The following is a 20,002-nucleotide window of genomic DNA, read 5'->3' as shown; positions in this document are numbered from 1 at the left end:
TCGGTAAAGGGATAGTTGAGGGATCCCTCAACTATCCCTTTACCGAACTAAGATTGGGGAAAAAAAGGGCTTGTCCCATATGTGACAAGGCATTAACGGTACAAGGCAAAACGGAAATTAATGAAAGCAAATTAGTCAGTTCGGCAAAAGGATAGGATAGCTAATTTGCAGTTCGGTACAGGGGTAATTACACTAGTAAACTTACGAAAGTAGTAAAAGCAATCATTTTTGAATTCGATGGTACTCTTGCTAATATTTGCCAATTAAAACTAGGCTATATTGGCTAACGGGTTAGGTTGATGAAGAGAAAGAATAAAGAACTATGTGGTTTGTTACAATACCATTTCATAAATTCTTCGGCTAACCTTATCAAGTAATTCAAAGATTCCTTATTTTGCCACCCGTGTTAAACGATGCTACAATATATAGTGTATTTAATGTTCAATTTACTAAATACAGGTAATTGTAGGGGCGGATTATTTACAATGATTAATGGAGACATTATAAATGTTTATGAAACGATTAGAGAAAGCAAAAATACATATGGAGATTTAAAAAAATGCGAAATCCATTTACATACACCCGCTTCACATGATTATAGATTAATAGCTGGTGAAAGTTATGATACATTGAGTATTGAATCAATATTGGAGTATGCTTTAATGATTGGATACTTAAATAAAGAGGGCCATCAAGAGTTACTAAATAAAGTGCATCAAGGTGATTTTGAGGGCGAAACTTACTTAAAAATTTTACAAGAGAAAAAAGCTCCATATGGGGATTTTAAAGAATATTTATCTTACATTTTAATTGCTCATAAGCTCTACTCTGAAAAAATAGAAGTTGTACTGGTCTCAGATCATAATACTACTGCTGGTTTTGATAAGCTGGCTTATGCCAATAATGAATATTTTGTAAACAGAATAAAACATAAAGAGAAAATGCGTAAGCATATAAAAATCATGTTGGGGTTGGAAATAACATGTTCAGACGGTAATCATGTTGTTGCAATTTTTGATGAAAGAAATCCATCTGTGGCAAAAAAGTTTGTTGATGACCATATTCTTTCTAGAAGTGAAGGTACATTTGAAACCAGCTACTCAATACTTCAATCAATTTCTGAATCTAATGGAATCGGTTATATTGCTCATATTAATTCATCTGATTTTAATGGTACAGGCTTTTATAATAAAACCTTATTTGAAAGTGAATATCTGAAAATATTAGGGCTTACAAATATACAATCCGATTATTGGAATTCAAAAATAAGTTCATTTACTAAACGTTCAATTGGGGATTTTTGTATCCTACATGAAAGCGACGCTCATTGTATTGATGATATAGGAAAAAGAAATACATGGATCAAATTTAATGAAATCTCTTTTGCAGCCTTAAAAAAAGCCATTAAAGATTATAAAGTTAGTATTTATACTGAAAATCCAAATACAACAAATAGCTATATAAAAGGTCTAGTAGTTTATCCAGGGGAAAAGGGATTTCTTAATAAAAAGCCAGATACTAACAAAGACAACTTTAAAATTACTTTTTCAAGAGATTTAACCTGCATTATTGGTGGTCGAGGAACTGGTAAAAGTACAATTTTGAATATATTAGATACTGTTATGACTCAGGAAGCACAAAGTGAAAAGTATTTACGATTTATTTCAGTTCATGAAAAAATTTTCGTTGTTTTCACTTTGAATAATACTGATTATGTAATTCGTTTCTTACCACAAGTTAACAATAATTATGACATGAACGATAGGGGTTTCTTTCTTGGTAAAGCTTTTTTTGATTCCAGTTTTAAAAAGAATTCTACTATCCCACTACCCACACATTGGACACAATTATTCGAAGTACGTTGGATAGATGATAAGAATTATACTCTTTTTGAAGTGAAAAGTGAAAATGATAAGAAGTTTATCCTAAATGCTGTTTATAGAAAACATTATTCTATTAATAATATCGTTTCTAAAGTTAATAATGGAGAAGTTGGACAGTTTATAAAGGATACAGTGTATTATGGTATAAATAGGGATTATTATGAGAGATTTTTGACTCAATTGCTCTCAAAAAAGCAAACTATATTTAAACAATTATTGATAAATACTATACCTGAACTATTAATTAAAGGTGAAGAGAATCAGCAACTTGCAAAAGAAAAAATAGAAGACTTCAATCACAAAAATTCAAATTTGATTCAAATAATATACTCTCCAAATGAAAAATTTATAGAATATTATTTAGAAGAATTTTGGTTTAATGTTGATAAAGAGAAAAAGGTTGCGGATACCTTACTAACTTGGGAGGATATTGAAAATTATTCTTACATAATAGTAGAAAGAATAGGGCTACTTAAATTTATACAAGCAATACTTGAAAGAAACTATGAAAAATTAGAAAATATTCTGCCCATGAAATCATTAGTTCCGAAAACGCCTAAAATTAGGGATATTGAAAAATATGAGCCCGTAAACAAACGAAGTATAGCTAAAATATATACAAAAATAATAGATTGGATCTTATTTAATCCAACAAATATTATAAGCTGTTTAAGAAAGTATTTTGAAATTGCAGATGATTTTACTTTGCATTTTAATATTAATTCAAAAGAATCGTTAACTCAGAACCCTGTATTCTTTAAAAATATTGAAGAATTGTCTCTTGGACAACAGGTTGTAGCTATACTTACTTTTATTATGGAATATGGTAAATGTAGCAATGATAATACTCCATTAATAATTGATCAACCCGAAGATAATTTAGATAATCAATATATTTATAAAAACTTAGTTTTAAGCTTAAGGAATATAAAGAATTTCAGACAAGTAATTGTTGTAACGCATAATTCTACCATTGTAACAAATGCTGATGCAGAACAAGTAATAGTTATGGATTCTGATGGTGGAAACGGTTGGGTAATAAAACAAGGCTATTTAAGCGATCAAATGCTTATGAAGTATATTTTAGTTCATTTAGAAGGTGGACAAACTGCTTTTAAAAATAAAATGGAAAATTATAAAACTATACTTAATATATAAGGAAACGGAAAACCAAATAGAAAACGACTCAAACCAATTGAGTCGTTTTTTCTATTAATTAAAGGCTTTCCAGGTTTATTTTATTCATCTTAGTTAATTAAGTTCAATATAAAAAATTCTGCGGACAAATAACGGACGAAAGAATAAACAGGTGATCTTTACTACTACTTTTTTATTTTCTTGTTATATCTGTTTTAAATATGTAATTGACGATAAGTTACTAATAATTCTTGTTAAAAAAAGCAAGTAATGCTATACAACAATCGGGCCATATTGTGGAGCATGCATTTAAAGAAAATTGGAATTATAGTTTAAAATTTAGAAGAGATTGAAATTTTGTCCTTAAAGTAACGGGGTAGGTTAGATGAGGAAGAAAATTGTAATTAATTGAAACCTCCTTTTCTTAATAAAATGTTTACAATTAAATTGTTGTAATTTATATATAAGTTTATTACTATATAATTAAATTGTTATATATTGAATTTACATTGCAACAGAAGGTAATTATGTTACAAAATCAGTATTGAAAATTGATGTAACAGCAGTAATCTTGAAAATATTAGGGGACAAAACACGCTTAACAATGATTAAAATGAGGAAACTTATGATTACTATGTATGTGAGTTTGTTGAAATATTTGATGAGTCAATCTGCAATCAGTCAACTTGTTCGCAAGTTGAAAGATGCTGGATTTGTTTGTGGAACGAGAGACATTGGATTATTTATTCATTGAATAGAAATAGTGATTATTATCCATTTAATTCAAAGTTTATTTCTACTTTTCCCTAACCAAGACTACTATCTACAAGATTTGCAAGAACAATATCTACGTATTATTTGTGATTAAGGGAGAGTGATTTAAGTGGTAACAGCAATTTTAGCAACAGTGATTTTTTTAGCAACACTTATTATCGTCATTTGGCAGCCAAAGGGCTTAAACATCGGCTGGACGGCATGTGGCGGAGCCCTACTCGCTTTATTAGTGGGTGTAGTAAATTTTCAAGATATTTCTGAAGTAATTGGGATCACATGGAATGCAACATTATCGTTTGTAGCAATCATTTTGATTTCATTAATTTTAGATGAAATTGGATTATTTGAATGGGCAGCACTACATATGGCCCGAGCAGCAAAAGGTAATGGAATTAAAATGTTTGTCTATGTAAGCATTTTAGGGGCAATCGTTGCAGCATTATTTGCAAACGATGGTGCAGCTTTAATTTTAACACCGATTGTATTAGCGATGGTTCGAAATTTGAATTTTAAAGAAGCAATGATTTTCCCATTTATTATGGCGAGTGGATTTATAGCAGATACGACGTCTTTACCATTCGTCGTCAGTAACTTAGTAAACATCGTATCAGCAGATTTCTTTAGCATTGGCTTCGTTGAATATGCTTCAAGAATGATTATTCCAAACCTATTTTCACTAGTTGCTACAATCACGGTTTTATTAATTTATTTTAGAAAAAGTATTCCTAAAAATTACGACTTGACTAAATTAAAAAATCCACATGAAGCAATTAAAGATTTAAAAATGTTCCACCTTTCGTGGTATGTCCTTGGCTTACTATTAATTGGTTACTTTACAAGTGAATTTATTAACACTCCAGTATCTATTGTAGCTGGGATTATTGCTATCTTCTTTTTACTTATGGCAAGAAGAAGTCATGTCGTGAATACGAAAGCTGTTATTAAAGGGGCGCCTTGGAATATCGTATTTTTCTCGATTGGAATGTACGTTGTTGTTTATGGTTTAGGAAATGCGTGGTTAACGGATTCATTAGCTAGTGTGATTGAAAGTTTTGCTGAACAAGGATTATTTGCAGCTACTATGGCAATGGGCTTTATTGCGGCAATTCTATCCTCTGTTATGAATAACATGCCAACTGTAATGATTGACGCATTAGCAATCGCTGAAACGAACACGACAGGAATTGTAAGAGAGGCGTTAATCTATGCAAATGTCATTGGATCGGATTTAGGTCCAAAAATTACACCAATTGGTTCGCTGGCAACATTAGTTTGGCTTCACGTCCTTTCTCAAAAAGGTGTAAAAATCTCATGGGGGACTTATTTTAAAACAGGTATTGTATTAACTATACCAATCTTATTTATTACATTATTAGGTTTATTCTTAACACTATTGCTTTTCTAAGGAGAGTTTACACATGTCATCAATTTATTTCTTATGTATAGGGAATTCTTGTAGAAGTCAAATGGCAGAGGGGTTTGCGAAGAAGTATTTAGGAAGCGGGTATGATATTTATAGTGCAGGAATTGAACCAAGAGGATTACATCCACTAGCAGTTGAAGTCATGAAAGAAAAAGGTATTGATATTACTAGTCAAACGTCAGACGTGGTGAGTGCAAGATTACTTACTCAAGTCGATTTTGTTTTTACATTATGTAAGGATGCACAAGAGGCTTGTCCCGCTATTTTACCAAGAGCAGGTCATTATCACTGGTCATTTGATGATCCAGCTAAGGCACGAGGTAGCGAGGAAGAGGTACTTAATGAATTTAGAAGAGTAAGAGATGAAATTGAAGCAACTATAATAAAGTTTATCCAAGGGGACACAGGTGCTACTTTTGATGCTAATAATACAAGAATGAATATTCTTAAACGAAAAGAAAATTTTGGAACGCGCATTCAACAACTTCGTGAAGAAAAAGGATTAAGCATTCAAGATTTAGCAAATAAATTAAATATGAATGATGACTATCTTTCTAAAACAGAAAAGAATTTAACAGAACCATCTAAGTTCTTTATTCATCGATTAGCTTGGGCTTGTGAAGTTGACTATGAAGATTTATTAGATTATTTATATTACGTAGAATTTACTGACATACTAAAATAATTGATTAGTTTTGAAAAATCAAAGGAGAATAAACAAAATGACGAAAAAAACACTCTACTTTTTATGCACAGGAAACTCATGTCGAAGCCAAATAGCAGAAGGATGGGCAAAAAATGTATTACCTTCTGATGAATGGGAGATAAAAAGTGCAGGAATTGAAGCACATGGATTAAACCCAAATGCTGTTAAGGCAATGAATGAAATTGGAATTGATATTTCTAACCAAACATCAGACATTATTGATATGGAGACGTTAAATAACGCTGATTTAGTTGTAACACTATGTGGAGATGCAGCAGATAAATGTCCAGTTACACCTCCACATGTTAAACGTGAACATTGGGGCTTTGATGATCCAGCCAAAGCCCAAGGTACAGAAGAAGAAAGATGGGCAGTTTTCCAACGTGTTCGTGAAGAAGTTGGCGAAAGAATAAAACGATTTGCTGAAACTGGCAAATAATTATTAAATATACCAAGGGGTTTTGCCTCTTGGTATTCTTTAAAATTGTTAAATAAGTAAATGCTTATTTTGTCAATTTGAGTAAGTGCATGGATGGAGTAAACAATATAATCGGAGGCTAACAACATGTCAGAAAAAAATTATCATGAATTAATAAAAGACCGTATTTTCATTGGCGGGGCAGATGATATCGAGGATGTAATGACCAATGAAAAAGTAGATATTATATATGATTTAAGAGCAGAAGCGACAAATGATTACTCTAATTATAATCGAGTTCATAGTCCAATTGTGGATGATGCAGATCAGCAAGATGAATCGATTAAAGAATCAATTGCTAAGGTTGTAAATGCGTTCAATGAAGGCAAAAAGGTTTACTTCCATTGCCAAGGAGGAAGTAATCGTACAGGAACTGTCGCGGTTGGAACATTATTGACTCTTGGAATAGCCGAAACAATTGAAGAGGCTGAAGATATTGCAAAAAATGCTAGACCAAAAATTAATGTAAAACCACAAATGAAGGACGCTTTAAAACGTATCTTTCCAAATGCTTAGTGGAGAAAATAAATATCCACACACATCGGACATTAAGAAACTAACTTGGAAATAAATTTCACTAATTATTTTAATCGTAGTATAATATAAGTGAATACTTATGTTTAGTTGCAATATAAAGAAATGAATATTAAGGAGGCTTATGGCTGAAATGGATAATTCATTACTAGAAAAACAATTGAAGGCTGTTGCCGATTTAAACCGTATAAAGCTTCTTGCCTGCCTGAAAAATAGTGAGGTTTGTGTTTGTGATTTTGTTGACGTACTTGGCATCTCCCAACCAGCAGTTAGTCAACAACTTCGTAAATTAAAAGAAGCAGGGATTATTACTGAGCGAAAAGTTGGAACTTGGAAGCATTATAGATTAGTAGAAGAACAAACACCTCTTATGATGGGTATTTTAGAACAAATTGAACCGATGTCTACTTGTAAATGTGAGACAGACTGTACGCATGTAGTAGTACAAGGAAATAAGGGTTAAAATCCATTCGTTATAAAAATTGTAGCTAAGGGGCTTAAGAAAATGAAAAAAATCGAAATTTATGAACAAGCGATGTGCTGTTCAACAGGACTATGTGGACCCTCTTTTAATCCTGAACTACTACGCTTGTCATTCGTGATAAACAATTTAAAAAATGCAGGATTAGTGGCTGAAAGATTTAATTTAACTTCCGACCCACATAGATTTGTCGAAAATGAAGAGGTAAAAGCATTGCTTACAAGTGGAGGCATGGATGTATTACCAGCAACATTTGTAGATGGTAAATTAATCTGTAAAGGGCATTACCCAACAAATGCTCAGTTTGTGGAATGGTCTGGACTATCTGAAGAGGAATTAGTTAAGAAACCAAAAGTACGTCTATCGCTTAAAGGGGATGCATAAGCATGGAACGCTTTACGAGAGATCATTTTCCTGAAACACCTTTTCTATTTTTCACTGGTAAAGGGGGCGTTGGTAAAACGTCAGTTGCAAGTAGTTTATCGATTACAATGGCAAGTGAAGGAAAAAAAGTGCTTTTAATTAGTACAGATCCAGCCTCTAATTTGCAGGATATTTTCGGTCAAACATTGCATAATACTCCGACAAAAGTAAATGGAACTAATAATTTATATGCACTTAATTTAGATCCTGAACAAGCGGCAAGCAATTATAAAGAACAAATGGTCGGCCCGTATCGTGGAAAACTTCCTGACGTTGTACTTCAAAATATGGAGGAACAATTATCAGGTGCTTGTACGGTAGAAATCGCTGCCTTCAATGAATTTGCTACTCTTTTAACAAATACTGCTATTATCGATCAATTTGACATTATCGTTTTTGATACAGCTCCCACTGGTCATACGTTACGTCTACTACAACTTCCTTCTGCATGGTCGACATTTTTAGATGAAAATACGACAGGTACTTCTTGCTTAGGGCCATTAAAAGGATTAGAACCACAACGTGAAATATATAAAGAGGCAGTCGAACGTTTAACAAATGCAAGTCAAACAACATTAATGCTTGTAACACGTCCAGAAACAAATCCATTAAAAGAAGCTGCACGTGCTTCTCATGAATTGTATGAAATCGGTATGAAAAATCAAATGGTACTAATCAATGGATTATTACAAGGCGAGTCACATGACGAAATCGAGCAAGCATTTATTCAACGACAAACGAAAAGCTTAGAAAATATACCGAAAGAGTTAATACCATTTAATAAATATTACTTACCGTTTGTACCCTACTCATTATCAAGTATTGAACGTATGCAAGCTTGGATGACAGATTCGGAAGTAAAACACGAAAAGATAATAGAAGAAGGTACAACAATTCCAGAAATCGAGGAAATGATTGCAGATTATATCCAACGTAAACCGAAACTCATATTTACAATGGGTAAAGGGGGCGTTGGGAAAACAACGGTTGCCTCTTATATTGCACTTCGATTAGCAGAAGAAGGCATCCGTGTCCATCTAACAACAACAGACCCAGCAGCCCATTTAAAATGGACTTTTGGTGAAGAAGCAGTGGAGAATGTAACGGTTAGTCGTATTGACCCGAAAGAGGAAGTTGCATATTATGAGGCTGAAGTTCTTGCCAAAGCAAGCGAAACGATGAACGAAGAAGGGTTAGCCTTTGTAAAAGAAGACTTAGCATCTCCTTGTACAGAGGAAATTGCAGTATTCAGAGCCTTTGCAAATGTAGTAGAAGAGCATCAAGACGAAGTAATTATCATTGATACAGCACCAACTGGACACACTTTACTTTTACTTGATGCAACCGAAGCGTATCATCGTGAAATTAGTCGTTCTCAAGGTGACATCCCAGTATCTGTATCAAACCTCTTGCCAAGACTGCGTGATGCAAGTTATACAAGTGTTGCGATTGTAACATTACCTGAAGCAACACCAGTAGTTGAAGCGATTCGTTTAGAAGAAGATTTACAACGAGCAGGTTTGTCGGTTGATTGGTGGGTAGTAAATCAAACATTTACATCTATTAATACGACAAGTCCAACACTAGTGCAAAAACAACAAGCTGAAACAAAGTGGCTAAAAGAAGTGGAATCCATTAGTAATAATCAATTCGTAACTATTCCATGGGTAAAAACGCCACCAGTTGGAACGTTTGGCTTACATCAACTAAAAGGAGTCAATATAAATGAAAATTAGCTCAGAAGGAAAAAACTATTTAAACCAAGTATTAGAAGACGCTGAGGTGAAAACATTACGCTTCTTCGGTGTAAAAGGGTGTTGTGGGATGAATTTAAGTGTAGCACTAGATGCAGCACAAGAAACGGATACTGTACAAACTATTGAAGGAATCAATATTGCAATTGACTCAAGTATCGAATCTCAATTAACAGACGTAACAATTCATGCAGAAGAAGAAAATGGCGAAATCGGTCTAGTTCTTATTGGTTATACACCAACTAGTTGCTAGAGACAACTTCACACTTAAATGATTAGACAAGATATCAATCGATAGCAACGGGCATTAATCTATAAGGGTTAATGTCTTTTTTATTGAACCTTTTTTCAAGTAAGTTGTACCTTTCAAGTAATTTGATTAAATCGTGTAGATAAAAAATAAAGAAATCTCACTCTGAAATTGTTTTAAAATAGTTAAATACAGAGTATTAACAAAATGTTTGTTGTTACAGATATTAAATCGAATCGTAAAATTTACTTGCATAACGCAAGTAAATAAGTTAATATTTGTAATTATCTACATATTTGAAAAGGGAGCTTAACAATGTCCAGATTAAAGAAAAATGACTCCCAAGTGATCGTAATTGTTGCTGTGATTACAGCGATCAGTCTTTTTGGAGATTCAATGTTGTACATTGCTTTGCCGATATTTTGGGAAGAAGCGGGACTTAACTCCATATGGCAAGTAGGTGTTCTCCTATCGATTAATCGTTTTATACGATTACCTTTCAATCCAATTATAGGATGGCTATATCAAAAGATCTCACTTAAAACTGGATTTATAATTGCAATTATTTTAGGCAGTTTAACCACTTTAGGTTATGGTTTATTTAATGGTTTTATTGCCTGGATTATATTACGAGGAATTTGGGGAATTGCTTGGTCATTCTTTAAAATTGGTGGTTTATCTGTTGTCGCAATTCATGCTGAAGAGAATACTAGGGGGAAATCAATTGGATTGTACAACGGTATTTATCGTTTAGGTAGTCTAGTTGGGATGCTGGCAGGAGGAATTCTAGTACCGATTATCGGTCTAGATATAGTATCAATTCTATTTGGTTGTATGACTCTGACAGGTCTTCCTTTAATCTTATTATATATGAAAAGTGGATCTTCAGAGAACAAGGATACTTCTGAAAATACCGATGAGAAAACTAAATTAATACATCATATTACAAGAAGAAACTTGACGATTATCATTACAGGCTTTTGTATGACCTTATTATTTCAAGGGGTACTCATATCCACTTTAAGTTCTATTCTTGAGTATCACCATGGAGAAAGAATTCACTTATTTGGAACTTTATTAAACGTTACATTTTTAGCGGGTGTTATTTTATCTGTTAGATGGGTATGGGAACCTTTTTTAGGAGAACGCTTTGGACATTGGTCTGATGGGCAAAGGGGAAGGATACCATTATTATTATTTTCTTTAATCATTACTAGTATCACTTTTGGTATGTTATCAAGTAACGTTCCAATAATTCTATTCATTATGATCATCTTTATTGTACTAATAGGAGCAACTGCACTAACTACTATTGTGGACGCAATTGCTTTGGATGCATCGAAAAAGACAAATGTTGTTTCATTTCTTACAACGTATTCGATAGTTCAAGATTTAGGGGCTTCAATTGGGCCATTTATTAGTTTTATTTTGCTAGGCTTGGATAATGGATTATCATACATTTATTTAAGCGGAGCAGGGATTTTTCTTATTTTAGCTTTCTTATGGCTACCATCATATTTGAGAGAACGTCAGAAGAGAGAGCATCTAAACTTTTAAAAATAAAAATTCATTAAAAATAACTTGCATTATGCAAGTAAGTAAAGTATATATATTATTAAGAGGTGGAAAGATGGAAAATAAACGTGAAATCTTTCATGTACTAACACGAAGATTTGGATTACTAAATAAAAATTGCTGCTCAGTTGGCGGGTTTGACATTTCAACTGTTCAAAGTCATATACTCTATGAAATTGATAAACAAAATACTCCGTCCATGCAGCAGATCGCTGAAACGTTGGCAATGGATATAACAACGTTCAGTAGACAAATTCAAACATTGGTAAAAATGGAATTAGTAAAAAAAACACCTTCATCACAAGATAAACGTGTTTCGTTATTAAGTCTTACAACACAAGGGAAATTCGTGGCAACTAGTATTGATCATTCTATGAATGCCTATTTAGATGAAGTATTTTCCCATTTGAACGAATTTGAAAGAGAAACTGTCATTCGTTCACTTCAGTTGTTAAACGAGGCGATGTCAAAATCCTCAGTTTGTTGTACACCGTTATATTAGGCAAGAGCAATCTTGCTTTTATTTTTAAACAATACTTGCAATTTGCAAGTAAATAAATCAATAACTAATAAAATGGAGGTTTTACTATGATGGAAAATAAATTAGAATTTTTAAACCTACAAGAATGTTGTGGGGCTAAAACTGAAGAAGCTACAAGCTTGAAAAATGATTTAAACGAATTACCAATTGCTGTTATTGGGGCTGGCCCAGTAGGGTTAGCAGCAGCTGCGCACTTAGTTGAGCGAGGTCAAAAATTTATACTTTTAGAAGCGGGTAAACAAGTTGGAAGTAATATTAATGAATGGAGCCATGTCCGTTTGTTTTCACCTTGGCAATATAACATTGATAAAGTTGCTAAAAAACTATTAACAAAAAATGGGTGGGAAGCTCCTTCTGCTGAGACGCTACCAACAGGTAAGGAATTAGTTGAACTATATTTAGAACCATTTGCAAATTTACCTGAAATTCAAGAACGTCTTGAATTAAACTCAAAAGTCGTCTCAATCAGCAAAAAGGGTTTGGATAAGATGAAAGATTCAGGTCGTGATCAAACATCTTTTGTTCTATATATTGAACAACAAGGCATTACAAAAAGAGTTGAGGCAAAGGCAGTTATTGATGCAACTGGAACATGGTCACAACCTAACCCTGTCAATGCGGATAATATTTGGACATCAGAAGAGCGAAATTTACAGGATCATATTTTCTACGGCATTCCAAATATTCAAGGAGGTCAACGCGAAAGATACATTGGTAAAAGAGTTGCAGTAGTTGGGGGAGGACACTCAGCAATCAATACAATATTAGAACTTTCTGAACTAGGTAACGATGTAGAAATTTATTGGATAATGAGAAAGAAAAAAGTTGAGAATGCCTATGGTGGTGAGGAAAAGGATGCGCTTGAAGCAAGAGGGGCATTGGGGCGTAGAATTCATCAATTAGTTGATGCTGGGCAAGTTCAAGTAATTACACCATTTAATATTCATCAATTAAATAAAACGAATGATGGTATTGAGTTGAGGGGTGAATATAAAGGTTCTGATTACAAACTATCTGGAATTGATGAAATAATCACGAACACTGGAAGTAGACCTGACTTTTCTTACCTACGTGAAATTAGATTAAGTGTTGATGCTGGAACGGAAAGTGTAGAAGCACTATCTCCACTCATTGATCCAAACCTTCATAGTTGTGGAACAGTTCGTCCTCACGGAGAAGAAATATTAAGACAACCTGAGAAAAACTTCTATATTGTTGGGATGAAGAGCTATGGCAGAGCGCCTACTTTCCTAATGGCAACAGGTTATGAACAAATTCGTTCGGTTGTTGCCTATTTAGCAGGTGATATTGAGGCATCAAAAAAGGTAGAACTTGAATTGCCTGAAACTGGGGTATGTAGTATTAACTTAGTTACTCAAAGCTCATCTTCATGTTGTGGAGCATAATGGTGATTGTTAATAGTGGCGGGAAATTATCGAAGGAGTATTTTGTTTCATATTTAAAGCTTGTTATGAACGCTAAACAATGTTCTTTGGATCAAGCTAAGGAACATATGGAGATACATTTCTTTAAAAGAGATGTTCAATCATTTGGAAAATACACCTATTCTAATTTTTTGAAGGCTCTGAAAGAATTATCTTAGGAAAAAGTAATAGATAGTGTTATGAAGATTGAAATTTTTTGAGTTCTCAAAATACCTCATTAGAAAATTGGATTTTTTAAAATTAGTTTTATAGTAACAGAGGCATTAATCAAAAAGGAATTAATGCTTTTTGTTAAAGCTTTGAACTAAAGGGGACTTATGTTAAATATCCAAATACTGAAATAATAGTAAAAGGACTTAGTTTACTTTAGATCTAAGTCCTTTTACTTTGTTAAAATGATTGCTAATTATACTGTCGATTACAGTGTTAATTTACATGTTAATATTTTACTAATTTGAATTCTATTTCGAATGTTTGTACCACAGAACTGAACGAGTTATAAATTAAAACAAGTGACTTTCTGTATTACATCGGAATTTGTAGTTGATCTAAGTAAGTCATGACGCGTTGAGCATTAAGAGCAAGTGTAGATCCTTCCTTTGACACTTCATTAATTAGTTTCATTTTTTCCAAACCCCTACGAATTAAACTTTTTCTAGGTTGCTCTCCATTTTGTGTAGCGTCAGCAATATCTTGTAAATCATCCAAGATATCTTCTTGTAATGCAGTGTCACCAACAGGGTTGGTCTTTAATTCAGTGATCAACGATTGAATCACAGTTAATAATTCCTCGTTGCTAGATGTTGTGTTGTTTTGAGTAGCTTGAACATTTCCGTGCTTGGCCATAATTAATTGACCGTTCGAACCCTGGTTAATTACAATGCCGCCTTGTTTTTCATTTAAACCCATCCCAATTTCCAGCTCCCTTAGATACCTATTAATTCGACTATACAGGATTTGAGTAACTTCACGATTAAATTCCCGAATCATATCTCTATATTTATTGGACGTTCCATATCCGAATGCAATAGATGAATAGCGAATGTTGTTTTCGCAAACATATTGAAGAAGTTGGTAGATAAAAGCGACTTCTTCGCTATCATCAAGCGGTATATCAAATTTATCATGATAACCTCTAGCTTTTGTTATTTCAATCATATCAAAAGTTGTTGTATTGTGTTTTGCAATAAAATCATAAATCAAAGTCTCGTTATTAATAAAATGTAAAAATTTTTTTAAAGCTCTATCAGCTTCAACATCATTTGTGGAGTTTAATAAAGTAGAAGATACATCTCTGAATTTTAATGAAGTAATGTTGAATGCTTTGTGGTCAATAATCTTATTCATAGTTATGAAATACCTCCGCAATAAGGACAATAAGGTTTAATGGAATACGAGATAGGGTTTATTTTAATAATCCTTTGGCAACAGTCTGTTTTAAATAGTTCTAGGTCATCTTTTTCATAAAGTGTCGGTGATGTATCTTTTTTCAATGGTGTGGCTTTTATTCGTACATTTTTAGAGCTTTTTTTGCTTAACCCTTTAAACATATTATTAATCAAATCTTTAGCCATGTTCATTGCTTCAACTTCTGCTGCCTCCATCATATCGTCAGAATAAAACTCACTAATCTCACCATGTAATCCGCAGCTTGGGCAATATAACTTATCCCCCTCAAATTCTTCAAATTCATTCACTTCTAACTTGAACCGTTCATTACAGTGAGGACAATTAAATGATACACAGTTATCTTCATCGCTAGATTTTGAAATAGATGTATAGTATTCCATTTTATTCCCTCCCTTTTTGGTAATTATATCCTAATCGGGGAGGGTGTTCAATATATCTATCTACGAACACTAGCTATAATTTTGTCTAGTCATTAACGTGTCGTAATATCCATTACAGGTTTTATAGTTTGTAATACTTTTGACAGTTCTGCAACTCTTGTTTGCAATCTATTAATCTTCTTATTTTTCTCTATTATTCCCATGCTTTTGAAAAGAGCAAAATACATAGTAGAAGCGTTGAGTAATAATTTTTACTAACGGGGCAGATTTGTTGAAGAAATGTTTTTAAATTGTGGATGGAACATTCCTCTCGGGACTGAAGGATTATTTTGAAGAGTATCTTACATAAAAATATTAAAACTCGTTACAATTTGTAACGAGTTTTAATACATATCTAATCATATTAAGTTATTTAATTTGGAGATTATTTATTCTCCAACGCTTTACTTAAAGTTTCAATATTTCGTTCCATTAATGAGAAGTATGTTTCGTTATTCGCAATATCTTCTTGTGTAAGAACACTGAGGTTATGCAATGTCAACGCTTCAGCACCAATTTCAGATTGGATGATTTCAGCTAATTTCGACGAAACATTTTGCTCGAATAAAATATATTTAATACCTAAATCCTCTGCTAACGCCACCACTTCCATTAATTCTTGTTGCGACGGTTCATTTTGCGAGTTCAGTCCAGCAATCGATACTTGTTGCAAACCATATTCCCCAGCAATATAACCAAAAGCAGCATGTGAAACAAAGAAAGTACGTGAGTCAGCTTGAGCTACCATCTCTTTAAACTGGTCATCTAACGTTTCTAATTCTTGTACTAAAGTTTGATAATTAGCTTCAAATGTTTCAGCCCGATCTGGCATTTTTTCTATTAGAGCATCTTTAATGGATAATGCAATATCAGCAGAAATAGATGTAGAAAGCCACACATGTGCATCGATTTCTCCACCTTCTGCGTGTTCATCTTCGGATTCGCTCGTCACTTCTTCATCGGCGTGCGCATCTTCACCTTCCTCAGCGTGTTCATCATGTGAATCGCCAGTGCTAATATTCAGCTTTTCCTCAGGGACATTGGCTGTTGTCGCCACAAACTCCACATTTTCATTTTTTAAAGTCTCTTTTGCACTTTCAACAAAACCTTCTAGCCCAAAACCGATGTAAAATAGCAAGTCTGATTCTGCTAGCTTAATCATATCTTGTTGAGTTGGCTCAAATGAATGCTCATTTGCACCTGGAGGATAAACAGATGACACTTCTACAAACTCTCCACCAATACGTTCCGTAAAATAAGTTAATGGATATACCGTTGTGTATACTTTTAATTTTGTTTGTCCTTGTGCATTTTCATTTGACTCTTTTTCCTGAACGGTTGAATTACTGCATGCAGCTAACAGGGTAAAGCAAAGAACCATTAGTAACATTAAATATTTTTTCATTTATTTCTCCTTCCAAATAGTAATGATTACTATTTACTAGTAGAATAATAAACAAACTTATCTTAAATTGCAACACTTAATTTCATAAAAAAATCCACTAAAAGAATAATAGTGGATTCCATAAAATTTTATTAACTTTTCCCAGGTAATTAATTATTTATTTTTTTGAAATGACTATTAAACTTAAAGAATAAGAAAATTGCTCTGACAAATAAATCAATTGCGATGGATAACCAAACTCCAGCTATCCCCATCTCAAGATGTATTCCTAAAATGTAAACACCAACAATTCGAATTACCCACATACCAATAGCTGTACTATACATAGGACTTTTTGTATCGCCCATCCCCTGTAAAGCACCAGCTAAAATCAGTCCTACGGCTAACGCAGGTTGAGCAAACGCATCAATTCTAAGAGCTGTCACGACCATATCAATTGCCGTTTGTTCATTGGTAAACCAGCTTGCAAACCAAGGAGAAAGGAAAAATAAAAATAGACCTCCTATCGACATTATGACAATCCCAATGCCAGTTGTTAACATCCCGTATTGATATGCATCTTTAAATTGATTCGCACCAATACTTTGTCCTACTAATGTCGTTGCTGCAATAGCTAATCCGTAACCAGGCATATAGGAAAATGACTCTATACTACCTGCAATGCTATGAGCAGCGAAAGTTTCAGTCCCAATATGAACAATTAGTCCGAAGTATAAAACTTGTCCTAAACGCATAATCAAACGTTCGATTGCAGTAGGAGTTGCAAGTTTTAATAACGGACTTATATATTGCTTTGTTTCTTCAGTGGTATTTTTAAAGAGGGAAAAACTAATATCTGATTTTTGGATATATCGATAGAGTGCAATTGTACCAATTATCCTTACAAGGACTGTTGCAAAAGCTGCACCTGCTACACCTAATCCAGTAAACCCGAGTATACCAAAAATTAAAATATAATCGAGTGCGATATGAATCACATTAATCCATAAGCTTACTTTCATTGGCGTTTTTGTATCACCAGCTGCTCTTAGAACGCTACCAAAGACAGTCATTAGTGAAATGAAGATGGAAGGTACTGCTACAATACGGAAGTAAATAATAGCATGATCCATGACTTGTTGTTCTGCACCCATTACTTTAAGTAGTGGTTCTGCAAAAAAGTATGAAATAATTCCGAATAATAATCCAACGGCAATGGAAATCCATGTAGATTGTTTAGCAACAGCTTTTGCTTTTTCCAAATCGCCAGCCCCAACACTTCTTGCAATAAGAGAAGACGCCCCAACACCTATTGCTAGAAAAATAGCGATATAAACAGCGATAATTGTATTTGCAACTCCAACCGCAGTTACTTCGTTTAAACCAAGTTTTGATACGAACAACGTATCCACAAAACCTACAAGAGTTTGAAGTATATTTTCAATTATTGCTGGAATCGCTAATGTAAGAATAATTAACACTTTTTGTTTTGTTGTTTTTTGATGAATTGTATCCCCAATAGCCAAAATTTGTTCCTTCTTTCAGTAAGAATAAATAGAACTAATACCTATCGAATAAAACTATCAAGTGAATTCTTAATATCTTGCAATACTTTTTCTTCATTTCCTTCGTGTACAGCATCCACTAAACAAGACTCTAAATGATCAGTTAAAACTAATTTGGCAGTATTATCTAAAGCTTTTCTGATAGCGGCAATTTGCAATAGAATATCTGGACAATCCCGATCATCCAAAGCCATTTGTTTTACAGCTCTTACATGCCCCTCAATTCTAGCTAATCGATTTACAATGCTTTTGCGATGCTTGTGTTCATGGTGATGTTGATGTTCATGGTCAGATTTCATAAATATATCCTCCTTTCAATTCAATAATAACCCCCCAGGGGGGATGTGTCACTGTGGATTTTTAAGAATATTTTGAAATGAATATTAAGTAAAGGTAAAAAGTTGTAATACTAATTGCAATAATCGAGAGGGAATTTTATTCGGTAGATTGTAATTACTAAGTATGAAGAATTACACTTAACTAACGAGGGCGTAGATCAAAGAGGATTAACGGTCTTTTTTGTTGAAGTAATTGAACTAACGAGGCAGAATAGTTGAATTAAAATGTTATAATTTATTTATTAAATTGAGTTGGAAGGTGTAACGTATGTCTGACTGTTGTTCAACCAATACAAAGGAACTGATTTCTGAAACTAATGTTTCTGAAAATTGTCCATCATGTAAGAAAAAAAGTAAGAAAGTAAAAATAATCACGTTGAAAGCCATGTTAAAGCCATCAGTATTAGATTCTTTAAACCCTAATTTAGTACACTTTTTCTGTAATTCAGAGGAATGTGATGTAGTGTACTTTGATACAGACCAAAAAACATACTCAAAATTTGAAATCAAAGTTCCAGTTTTTCAAAAAGACGATTCTCTTACTGTACCCATTTGTTATTGTTTTGAATGGACTAGAGAAAAAATCAATCAATATGTGGAAGATGGACTTGCTTCAAAGCCATTGGAACATATTAAACAAAATGTAAAAGAAAATCGTTGTGGTTGTGAGGTAAATAACCCACAAGGTAGTTGTTGTATGGGGAATGTAACAAAATTTATAAAAAGTCTTTAAATATTTTTTACTAATGGGGGCGTTAGTTGAAGAAGAATAGTAATTTATACGAAAAACGCTCAGATTAAACTACTGAGCGTTTTTGCTTGCCATCTACATTGCTAATTTAATGTTAAATTGAATGTTAATTGGTGTGTTATTTACATTGCATTTAGTATTTTTCTCCTCTTCAACGCGAACTGTTATTTATAGGCTCTAGTTTTTTATTTTATATCAAGGTTTCTTTTCTCGGTTTTATGGCTAGAGACTCATATTCTTCTCGGTTTTTGGTTAGGTTTTCGATCGACAACCTAACCAAAAACCGAGGGGGAGAAGGCTGATAAATCGCCATTGAAGGGTTTTTAAATTTGGCAATATAATAAAAGATGGTATCTCGGTTCTTAGGTTACTTGTGTAAACTTACCTGGGTTATTTGAAACCAGTAATTTTACCTTTGTAACAATAGCCCTGTAATTTTAGACTTGATATGTTATGTAAGTAATATTACTAGCGTAATTTTATCTTTGTAAAGTGGAGGGAAAGAAGGAAAGTGATTTAGTCTTTTATCTAATAGACTTTATAAAGAATCAAAAGGCATGGAAATATTCCATGTCTTTTTGATTTGAATTAACTCAAAAGAGACACAATTGTTTGTATATTATAAGTGTATAAACTTTTTATGTATGTTGACTTTAGGAATTCCATTCACAAGAAAGTTTTTAACTCATCAAGTAAAAAACATCTATGCGATAGGATGGCTGGGCTTCCTA

19 protein-coding genes and 1 pseudogene are annotated in these 20,002 nt (G+C 33.2%); 15 read left to right on the top strand and 5 right to left on the bottom strand.

Going from position 1 to position 20,002, the window contains the following annotated elements:
* The first annotated feature begins 485 nt into the window (after positions 1–485).
* The 14 genes and pseudogenes from CD29_RS20765 to CD29_RS18175 all read left to right on the top strand — a co-directional run bounded on the left by CD29_RS20765 (position 486) and on the right by CD29_RS18175 (position 13,365).
* The gene (locus CD29_RS20765) at positions 486–3,041 is read left to right on the top strand and encodes a Spaf_1101 family AAA-like ATPase (protein WP_036190103.1); all 2,556 of its coding nucleotides are present in this window, start codon (positions 486–488) and stop codon (positions 3,039–3,041) included.
* Positions 3,042–3,564: 523 nt separating this feature from the next.
* Positions 3,565–3,774, top strand: a complete 210-nt coding sequence (locus CD29_RS20895) for a hypothetical protein (protein WP_328286499.1) — start codon at positions 3,565–3,567, stop codon at positions 3,772–3,774.
* Positions 3,775–3,903: 129 nt separating this feature from the next.
* Entirely contained in the window at positions 3,904–5,199 is a 1,296-nt protein-coding gene (locus tag CD29_RS18230) for an arsenic transporter (protein WP_036190102.1), read from the top strand.
* 13 nt (positions 5,200–5,212) lie between these two features.
* Positions 5,213–5,614, top strand: a pseudogene (gene arsC / locus CD29_RS20760) (arsenate reductase (thioredoxin)); the annotation flags it as partial.
* Positions 5,615–5,653: 39 nt separating this feature from the next.
* Positions 5,654–5,902 carry a helix-turn-helix domain-containing protein gene (locus CD29_RS20755; protein ID WP_235801869.1) on the top strand — a complete coding sequence of 83 codons (249 nt, stop codon included), beginning with the start codon at positions 5,654–5,656 and terminating at the stop codon, positions 5,900–5,902.
* Positions 5,903–5,939: 37 nt separating this feature from the next.
* Positions 5,940–6,362: an arsenate reductase (thioredoxin) gene (gene arsC, locus CD29_RS18215; protein ID WP_036190099.1), complete on the top strand. Its 423-nt coding sequence runs from the start codon at positions 5,940–5,942 to the stop codon at positions 6,360–6,362.
* Positions 6,363–6,488: 126 nt separating this feature from the next.
* Positions 6,489–6,917 carry a protein-tyrosine phosphatase family protein gene (locus CD29_RS18210; RefSeq protein ID WP_036190097.1) on the top strand — a complete coding sequence of 143 codons (429 nt, stop codon included), beginning with the start codon at positions 6,489–6,491 and terminating at the stop codon, positions 6,915–6,917.
* Between the two features lie 151 nt (positions 6,918–7,068).
* Complete coding sequence (locus CD29_RS18205; RefSeq protein ID WP_036190110.1) at positions 7,069–7,398, top strand: ArsR/SmtB family transcription factor; 330 nt, start codon at positions 7,069–7,071, stop codon at positions 7,396–7,398.
* 42 nt (positions 7,399–7,440) lie between these two features.
* Complete coding sequence (arsD, locus tag CD29_RS18200) at positions 7,441–7,800, top strand: arsenite efflux transporter metallochaperone ArsD (RefSeq protein ID WP_036190095.1); 360 nt, start codon at positions 7,441–7,443, stop codon at positions 7,798–7,800.
* Between the two features lie 2 nt (positions 7,801–7,802).
* Complete coding sequence (gene arsA / locus CD29_RS18195; protein WP_036190093.1) at positions 7,803–9,575, top strand: arsenical pump-driving ATPase; 1,773 nt, start codon at positions 7,803–7,805, stop codon at positions 9,573–9,575.
* The gene (locus CD29_RS18190; RefSeq protein WP_036190091.1) at positions 9,565–9,846 is read left to right on the top strand and encodes a Fe-S cluster assembly protein HesB; all 282 of its coding nucleotides are present in this window, start codon (positions 9,565–9,567) and stop codon (positions 9,844–9,846) included. The genes arsA and CD29_RS18190 overlap by 11 nt, the downstream gene beginning before the upstream one ends.
* A 312-nt stretch (positions 9,847–10,158) precedes the next feature.
* A complete protein-coding gene (locus tag CD29_RS18185) occupies positions 10,159–11,400 on the top strand; it encodes an MFS transporter (RefSeq protein ID WP_036190089.1) in 1,242 nt (413 codons plus the stop codon).
* Between the two features lie 73 nt (positions 11,401–11,473).
* Entirely contained in the window at positions 11,474–11,920 is a 447-nt protein-coding gene (locus tag CD29_RS18180; protein ID WP_036190087.1) for a MarR family winged helix-turn-helix transcriptional regulator, read from the top strand.
* A gap of 89 nt (positions 11,921–12,009) precedes the next feature.
* Complete coding sequence (locus CD29_RS18175; RefSeq protein ID WP_036190107.1) at positions 12,010–13,365, top strand: FAD-dependent oxidoreductase; 1,356 nt, start codon at positions 12,010–12,012, stop codon at positions 13,363–13,365.
* 564 nt (positions 13,366–13,929) lie between these two features.
* On the opposite strand, the gene CD29_RS18165 is transcribed toward CD29_RS18175, so the two are convergent.
* From CD29_RS18165 to CD29_RS18145, 5 genes are all read right to left on the bottom strand, one after another.
* The gene (locus CD29_RS18165; RefSeq protein ID WP_036190083.1) at positions 13,930–14,751 is read right to left on the bottom strand and encodes a hypothetical protein; all 822 of its coding nucleotides are present in this window, start codon (positions 14,749–14,751) and stop codon (positions 13,930–13,932) included.
* Positions 14,752–14,753: 2 nt separating this feature from the next.
* Entirely contained in the window at positions 14,754–15,194 is a 441-nt protein-coding gene (locus CD29_RS18160; RefSeq protein WP_036190081.1) for a hypothetical protein, read from the bottom strand.
* A gap of 424 nt (positions 15,195–15,618) precedes the next feature.
* The gene (locus tag CD29_RS18155; RefSeq protein WP_036190079.1) at positions 15,619–16,638 is read right to left on the bottom strand and encodes a metal ABC transporter solute-binding protein, Zn/Mn family; all 1,020 of its coding nucleotides are present in this window, start codon (positions 16,636–16,638) and stop codon (positions 15,619–15,621) included.
* Positions 16,639–16,787: 149 nt separating this feature from the next.
* Entirely contained in the window at positions 16,788–18,143 is a 1,356-nt protein-coding gene (locus tag CD29_RS18150; protein ID WP_408056634.1) for an MATE family efflux transporter, read from the bottom strand.
* 41 nt (positions 18,144–18,184) lie between these two features.
* Positions 18,185–18,481 carry a metal-sensing transcriptional repressor gene (locus tag CD29_RS18145; protein ID WP_036190077.1) on the bottom strand — a complete coding sequence of 99 codons (297 nt, stop codon included), beginning with the start codon at positions 18,479–18,481 and terminating at the stop codon, positions 18,185–18,187.
* Between the two features lie 307 nt (positions 18,482–18,788).
* Here CD29_RS18145 and CD29_RS18140 point away from each other — a divergent pair, with 307 nt between their 5' ends.
* Positions 18,789–19,253, top strand: coding sequence for a putative iron-sulfur cluster-binding metallochaperone (locus CD29_RS18140; RefSeq protein ID WP_036190075.1), 465 nt, complete (start codon positions 18,789–18,791; stop codon positions 19,251–19,253).
* Positions 19,254–20,002 lie beyond the last annotated feature (749 nt).

The organism is Ureibacillus manganicus DSM 26584 (assembly GCF_000772945.1).
GTDB classification, from domain to species: domain Bacteria; phylum Bacillota; class Bacilli; order Bacillales_A; family Planococcaceae; genus Ureibacillus; species Ureibacillus manganicus.
This window is presented reverse-complemented; position numbering and strand designations above follow the sequence as displayed.